This is a genomic window from Rudaea sp., assembly GCF_057139185.1.
The window spans coordinates 1-6,216 of the sequence record NZ_DBNHDN010000015.1 but is presented as its reverse complement, the minus strand read 5'-3'; the positions used below and the strand labels follow the sequence as shown (position 1 = coordinate 6,216).

Sequence of the window (6,216 nt, the reverse complement as noted above, 5' to 3'; positions counted from 1 at the left end):
TCGACCTTGCGGTACGGCGTTTCCAGGAAGCCGTAGCCATTGGTGCGCGCGTACACGGCCAGCGAATTGATCAGGCCGATGTTCGGGCCTTCCGGCGTTTCGATGGTGCAGACTCGGCCGTAATGGGTCGGGTGCACGTCGCGCACTTCGAAGCCAGCACGCTCGCGGGTCAGGCCGCCCGGGCCCAGCGCGGAGACGCGGCGCTTGTGGGTCACTTCCGACAGCGGGTTGTTCTGGTCCATGAACTGCGACAACTGCGAGGAGCCGAAGAACTCCTTTATCGCCGCACCGACCGGCTTGGCATTTATCAGATCCTGCGGGGTCAGGCCTTCGGCCTCGGCCAGCGACAGGCGCTCGCGCACCGCGCGCTCGACGCGCACGAGACCGATGCGGAACACGTTCTCGGCCATCTCGCCGACCGAACGCACGCGGCGGTTGCCGAGATGGTCGATGTCGTCCACCGTGCCACGGCCGTTGCGGATATCGACGAGCACCTTGAGCACATCGAGGATGTCCGAGGTCTTGCCATACTTCTCGACCAGCGACTTCGACTCCGCGTCGTTGCGCGCGCCAAAGTACTTCGAGTCGTACAGCACGCCCGTTCCGGTCGTCTCCTTGCGGCCGACGCGACGGTTGAACTTCATGCGGCCCACGGCCGAGAGATCGTAGCGCTCGAACGTGAAGAACAGGTTGAAGAACAGGTTCTGCGCCGCTTCCTTGGTCGGCGGCTCGCCCGGGCGCATCATGCGGTAGATTTCGACCAGCGCCTCAAGCGGCGTCTTGGTCGAATCGATGCGCAGCGTGTTCGAGATGTATGGACCGCGGTCGAGATCGTTGACGTAGAGCGTGCCGATCTTGTCGATGCCGGCCTTGCGGAAGTTGGCCAGATGCGTCGCGTCGATCTCGGCGTTGGCCGCTGCGAGCAGTTCGCCGGTCTTCGCATCGACGATGTCGTGCGCGAGGATGCGACCGATGAGGTATTCGTCCGGAACTTCCAGCGACTTGAGCTTGGCATCCTGCAACAGGCGCACGTGGCGCGCGGTGATACGCTTGCCGGCCTCGACGATGACCTTGTCGCCGGCCTTGACGTCGAAATTCAGCGTTTCGCCGCGCAGGCGCTCGGCGACGAGCTCGAGCTTCGCGCCTTCCTTCTTGTCGAGGTGGAAGACGTTCTTCTCGAAGAAGATGTCGAGGATTTCCTCGTTGTTGTAGCCGAGCGCGCGCAACAGCTGCGTCACCGGCAGCTTGCGGCGACGGTCGATGCGCGTGAACAACGCGTCCTTCGGATCGAACTCGAAATCGAGCCAGGAACCACGGTAAGGGATGATGCGCGCCGAGTACAGCAGCTTGCCCGAGCTGTGCGTCTTGCCGCGATCGTGGTCGAAGAACACGCCCGGCGAGCGGTGCAGTTGCGAGACGATGACGCGCTCGGTGCCGTTGATGATGAAGGTACCGGTGTCGGTCATGAGCGGCAATTCGCCCATGTAGACCTCCTGCTCCTTGACGTACTTGATCGCCTTGTTCGACGCCGGCGACTCCTTGTCGTAGATCACCAGACGCACGAGCACGCGCAACGGCGCGCCGTAGCTCATGCCACGCGAACGGCATTCGCGCTCGTCGAACGCCGGTTCGCCGAGGCGGTAGCTGACGTATTCGAGCGCGGCATTGCCCGAGTAGCTGACGATCGGGAACACCGACTTGAGCGCCGCATGCAGGCCGTGGTCTGCGCGCGTCTTGACGTCCATGCCTTCCTGCAGGAACTCGCGATAGGAATCGGTCTGGATCGCAAGCAGCGGCGGCACGCCGAGCACTTGCGGACGCTTGCCGAAGTCCTTGCGGATGCGCTTCTTTTCGGTGAAGGAGTAGGTTGTCGACATGGCGGGCACCACCTTGGAGAGTTATGCGCCGATCCACGGAACGGATCGGCTTGGGGGAGAAGAAGGCGTCAGACAGAAGACGTGAAGCGGGGCGGAAACACAGGTCTTTCGGTGAATCGTTTCGAACCCCGGGAGCTTCACATCTTCTGTCTGCCGTCTTGCGCGTAGCACAACGAACAAAGCCCGGGGGCTTGCGCCCCCAGGCTGATGCTCGTCATTCCCGCGGAAGCGGGAATCCAGTTTTTGTCTTTGCTTCTTTGCTCATCAAAAGCTGGATCCCGGATCAACGCACGTCCATATGCTGTCCGGGATGACGCCATCCTGGCGTCACTTGATCTCGACGGTTGCGCCAGCGGCTTCGAGTTCCTTCTTGAACTTCGCGGAATCGTCCTTGTTCACGCCGTCCTTCACGGTGGCGGGAGCGGATTCGACGAGGTCCTTGGCTTCCTTCAGGCCCAGACCGGTGATCGTGCGCACGGCCTTGATCACTTCGACCTTCTTCTCGCCCGAAGCCTTCAGAACCACGGTGAACTCGGTCTTCTCTTCCGCCGGAGCGGCAGCGGCGGCGGCACCGCCAACGGCGGCGACGGCGACCGGGGCGGCGGCGGACACGCCGAACTTCTCTTCCATCAACTTGACCAGATCGGTGACGTCGATCAGGCTCAGGTTGGCGATTGCATCAACGATTTCTTCTTTCGTAACGGCCATTGTGATTTACCTCGATAAATGAAACAGGGATGTTGATGCCCCGGACTGCACGAAAATGTGCGTCGACCCGGGACTCATTCCGTATCTGCCTTATGGCAAGAATGTGCGATCAGCCGGCGGCCTTCTGGTCGCGTACCGCCGCAACCACGCGCGCGACCTGCGCGGCGGGTTCGGCCAGCGTGCGGACCAGCTTGGTGATCGGCGCCTGAATCACGCCGAGCAGCATCGACAAGGCCTGCTCACGGGTCGGCAGCGACGCGAGCTTCTCGACATGAGAGCCCGGGAACATCTGCCCACCGATCGCGACGACCTTGGGGACCAGCTTTTCGTTTGCCTTGGAAAACTCCTTGACCAACCGGCCTGCAGCACCCGGGTCTTCCTCGGAAAAGGCGTACAGCATCGGGCCGACCAGCGCGTCCTTGACGACGGCGTAGTCGGTGCCTTCCACTGCACGCCGCACCAGGGTGTTCTTCGCGACTTTCACGAAAACCTTGGATTGGCGTGCCTTCTTGCGCAACTCGGTGAGCTGCGCCACGGTAAGACCTGCGTACTCGGCGGCGACCAACGAGTGAGCCTTGGCGGCCACATTCGCCAGTTCGGCAACGACGACTTTCTTTTGCTCAAGATTGAGCGCCATTGCTTTACCTTTCTTCAGTGGAACGGTCCCCGCGCTTGCCTGCGGGTATCGCTCCGCCATTCATTCGAGTCCGCCTCCTTGCGGACCCGCTGGCATCCGACGATGCCGAACTGGTGGCCGTTCGAGATATCTCACGGGCAACACCATCTACGCAGGTTGCTTTCCCTTTCCATTAAGGCCCGATGCCGCTCGCCGCGAATCGCACGTCCTGTGCCTGGCGAGTACTTCCTTGCGGCGACACCGCAACCACCTGCGGTCTTTGACGGCTCCCGGTTTCGTTGCCGATCCCGGGCGCCCTCAAAAATTGGTACACGTCACTCCGGCCCTGGCCGGAACGACGAAAAAAACTCACGCCGACAACGAGGCCTGATCGACCTGGATGCCCAGGCCCATCGTGCTCGAAACGTAGACCTTCTGCAGGTACACGCCCTTCGCGGTCGACGGTTTGACCTTGTTCAGATCGGCGATCAGCGCATTCAGGTTGTCTTTCAGCGCGACGACATCGAAGTTCACCTTGCCGATCGAGGCATGGACGATGCCCGCCTTGTCGTTGCGGAACTTCACCTGACCAGCCTTCGCGTTCTTCACCGCGGTGACGACGTCGGCGGTGACCGAGCCGTCCTTCGGGTTCGGCATCAGGCCGCGCGGACCGAGCAACTGGCCGAGCTTGCCGACGACGCGCATGGCATCGGGAGTGGCGATGACGCGGCCGTAATTCAAGTCCCCGGCCTGCATCTTCTCGGCGAGATCGTCCATGCCCACGGCGTCGGCGCCGGCGGCCTTGGCCGCTTCCGCCTTCTCGCCGGCCGGGCAGAACACCGCGACGCGCACGGTCTTGCCGGTGCCGTGCGGCAGCAGCACGGAGCCGCGCACGCCCTGGTCGGACTTCTTCGCGTCGATGCCGAGGCGGATCGCCACGTCGACCGACTCGACGAACTTGGTCTTCGAGTTGTCTTTCAGAATCTTGAAGGCTTCATCGATCGCGTAGATCTTGCCTTCGGCGACCTTGCCCTGCATCGCCTTGATGCGTTTCGTAATCTTTGCCATGGTCAGATCTCCGTGTTGAGGCCCATGCTGCGCGCGCTGCCCGCAATGGTGCGCACGGCGGCATCCAGATCGGCAGCGGTGAGGTCCGCCTGCTTGACCTTGACGATTTCCTCGAGCTGCTTGCGCGTCACCTTGCCCACCTTCTCGGTGTTGGGACGCTTGCTGCCCGAAGTGATGCCCGCGGCCTTCTTCAACAGGATCGACGCCGGCGGCGACTTCATGATGAAGGTGAAGCTGCGATCCGAGTAAGCGGTGATGATCACCGGGATCGGCAGACCGGGTTCCATCTTCTGCGTCGCGGCGTTGAACGCCTTGCAGAATTCCATGATGTTGAGACCGCGCTGACCGAGCGCGGGACCAACCGGCGGCGAGGGGTTGGCCTGACCGGCCTTCACCTGCAGCTTGATGTAGCCAACTACTTTCTTTGCCATTGTGTTAACTCCTGGAGTTCAAGCGTCTGCACGTCTTGCGACTGCGGGACTCCTCCTTTCGCTTTGATTCGGGACTCGAGTCCCGGCCCTCAGGCCTTCTCCACCTGGCCGAACTCGAGTTCGACCGGCGTGGAACGCCCGAAAATCAGCACCGCCACGCGCAGGCGGCTCTTCTCGTAATTCACTTCCTCGACCACGCCATTGAAGTCGTTGAACGGACCCTCGGTGACGCGCACCATCTCGCCCGGTTCGAACAGCACCTTCGGCCGCGGCTTTTCGACGCCTTCCTGCACGCGCTGCAGGATCGCGTCCGCTTCCGAATCCTTGATCGGCAACGGGCGGTCGGCGGTGCCGCCGATGAAACCCATCACCTTCGGCGTCTCCTTGATCAGATGCCAGGACTCGTCATCGATCTTGATCGCCTTGTTGTCCGTGTTCGTCTCGATCTGCACGAGCACGTAGCCCGGGAAGAACTTGCGCTCGCTGCGCCGTTTCTGACCACCGCGCATCTCAACCACTTCCTCGGTCGGCACGAGCACGTCGCCGAACTTGTCCTGCATGCCGGCGCGCGCCACGCGATCCTTCAGCGTGCGCGCAACCTGATGCTCGAAACCCGAGTAGGCATGAACCACATACCAACGCTTAGCCATGGTCACCATTACCTTTGCGTTCATCCCTGATCGCGAAAATCAAGAACCGGCCATCCTGACCGGACTTTTCGATTAACCGCCTTTCAGCACACCGTCGAGGATCGCCCACTTCAGCAGCAGGTCGATCAGGCCGAGGATCAGGCTGAGCACGATGACGACGACGAAGATCACGAGTGTGGTCTGGATCGTTTCCTGCCGCGTCGGCCACACGACCTTGCGCAGCTCGAACAACGACTCGCCAAGGAAATCCTTCGCCGCGCGGCCCGAATGCGTGAAAAACGCGATTGCACCCGACGCAGCAAAGCCGGCGAGCAGCATCAGCAGGCGCTGCCAGGTCTGAAGATCGTTGTACCAGTAGTACGCGAAAATCGACGCGCTCAGGATCAGCAGCGCAACGACGAGTTTCGCGATGTCGGCAGCGGAATTACCACCCGCCTGTTCAACTTTCGTATTCATAAGTTTCTGGCGAGGCCCAAAGCCGCTACACCGTCTCAACCTGCATTTCCGCCGCCCGCCTGGCGATGGAAATCAAAAACCAGCCGTTCGGCCGGGCTGTACAACGCTGGCACGCCAGGAGGGACTCGAACCCCCAACCTGCGGTTTTGGAGACCGCTGCTCTGCCAATTGAGCTACTGGCGTGTGGTCGTTTGTTCCTCAAGGCAGCCTTGACCGCCTTGCCTTTTGACTCTTCATTCCCGCACGCGTTTGGCGGGAATCCAGTGCCTTTGCTTTTGTGCGGCGGAAAAACAAGAGTCGCGAAATCCCCGCCAGAAGCGCGCGGGTATGACATCCCGGCAAACGCGCCCGCGCTTCACACGCGAGCGCGCCGTGTCGTCACTTGATGATCTTCGCCACCACGCCCGCGC

The 6,216-nt window shown here is 61.8% G+C and carries 6 protein-coding genes, 1 tRNA gene and 1 pseudogene; all 8 read right to left on the bottom strand.

The window, feature by feature from the left end:
* Positions 1-1,877 (bottom strand): annotated as a pseudogene (gene rpoB, locus AC16HO_RS06005) (DNA-directed RNA polymerase subunit beta); the annotation flags it as partial.
* Between the two features lie 327 nt (positions 1,878-2,204).
* Complete coding sequence (gene rplL / locus AC16HO_RS06000; RefSeq protein WP_395644043.1) at positions 2,205-2,585, bottom strand: 50S ribosomal protein L7/L12; 381 nt, start codon at positions 2,583-2,585, stop codon at positions 2,205-2,207.
* A 109-nt stretch (positions 2,586-2,694) separates the two neighbouring features.
* Positions 2,695-3,222, bottom strand: a complete 528-nt coding sequence (gene rplJ / locus AC16HO_RS05995; protein WP_395644048.1) for a 50S ribosomal protein L10 — start codon at positions 3,220-3,222, stop codon at positions 2,695-2,697.
* 348 nt (positions 3,223-3,570) lie between these two features.
* Entirely contained in the window at positions 3,571-4,269 is a 699-nt protein-coding gene (gene rplA, locus AC16HO_RS05990) for a 50S ribosomal protein L1 (protein WP_395644044.1), read from the bottom strand.
* A gap of 2 nt (positions 4,270-4,271) precedes the next feature.
* Positions 4,272-4,700: a 50S ribosomal protein L11 gene (rplK, locus tag AC16HO_RS05985; protein ID WP_018974751.1), complete on the bottom strand. Its 429-nt coding sequence runs from the start codon at positions 4,698-4,700 to the stop codon at positions 4,272-4,274.
* An 89-nt stretch (positions 4,701-4,789) separates the two neighbouring features.
* A complete protein-coding gene (nusG, locus tag AC16HO_RS05980) occupies positions 4,790-5,350 on the bottom strand; it encodes a transcription termination/antitermination protein NusG (protein ID WP_395644045.1) in 561 nt (186 codons plus the stop codon).
* A gap of 72 nt (positions 5,351-5,422) precedes the next feature.
* A complete protein-coding gene (secE, locus tag AC16HO_RS05975) occupies positions 5,423-5,806 on the bottom strand; it encodes a preprotein translocase subunit SecE (protein ID WP_395644046.1) in 384 nt (127 codons plus the stop codon).
* A gap of 107 nt (positions 5,807-5,913) precedes the next feature.
* A tRNA-Trp gene (locus AC16HO_RS05970) sits at positions 5,914-5,989 on the bottom strand.
* Positions 5,990-6,216: the final 227 nt, after the last annotated feature.

Coding starts and splice junctions, on each gene's coding strand:
- rplK (WP_018974751.1), bottom strand. CDS start 4,700: ATGGCAAAGAAAGTAGTTGGCTACATCAAGCTGCAGGTGAAGGCCGGT.
- rplL (WP_395644043.1), bottom strand. CDS start 2,585: ATGGCCGTTACGAAAGAAGAAATCGTTGATGCAATCGCCAACCTGAGC.
- nusG (WP_395644045.1), bottom strand. CDS start 5,350: ATGGCTAAGCGTTGGTATGTGGTTCATGCCTACTCGGGTTTCGAGCAT.
- rplA (WP_395644044.1), bottom strand. CDS start 4,269: ATGGCAAAGATTACGAAACGCATCAAGGCGATGCAGGGCAAGGTCGCC.
- rplJ (WP_395644048.1), bottom strand. CDS start 3,222: ATGGCGCTCAATCTTGAGCAAAAGAAAGTCGTCGTTGCCGAACTGGCG.
- secE (WP_395644046.1), bottom strand. CDS start 5,806: ATGAATACGAAAGTTGAACAGGCGGGTGGTAATTCCGCTGCCGACATC.